At 50.7% G+C, this 357-nt stretch carries 1 rRNA gene; it reads left to right on the top strand.

Annotated features, from left to right (window positions below):
* Positions 1-357, top strand: a 23S ribosomal RNA gene (locus KFD70_RS29330); the annotation flags it as partial.

The following is a 357-nucleotide window of genomic DNA, read 5'->3' on the forward strand; positions in this document are numbered from 1 at the left end:
AGGCGTAGGCGATGGACAACAGGTTGATATTCCTGTACCACCTCTTTATCGTTTGAGCAATGGAGGGACGCAGAAGGATAGAAGAAGCGTGCGATTGGTTGTGCACGTCCAAGCAGTTAGGCTGGTAAGTAGGCAAATCCGCTTACCGTGAAGGCTGAGCTGTGATGGGGAAGCTCCTTATGGAGCGAAGTCTTTGATTCCCCGCTGTCAAGAAAAGCTTCTAGCGAGATAAAAGGTGCCTGTACCGCAAACCGACACAGGTAGGCGAGGAGAGAATCCTAAGGTGAGCGAGAGAACTCTGGTTAAGGAACTCGGCAAAATGACCCCGTAACTTCGGGAGAAGGGGTGCTTTCTTAA

The sequence above is a fragment of the Bacillus pfraonensis genome, assembly GCF_050768835.1.
In the GTDB taxonomy this organism is placed as follows: Bacteria; Bacillota; Bacilli; order Bacillales; family Bacillaceae_G; genus Bacillus_A; species Bacillus_A pfraonensis.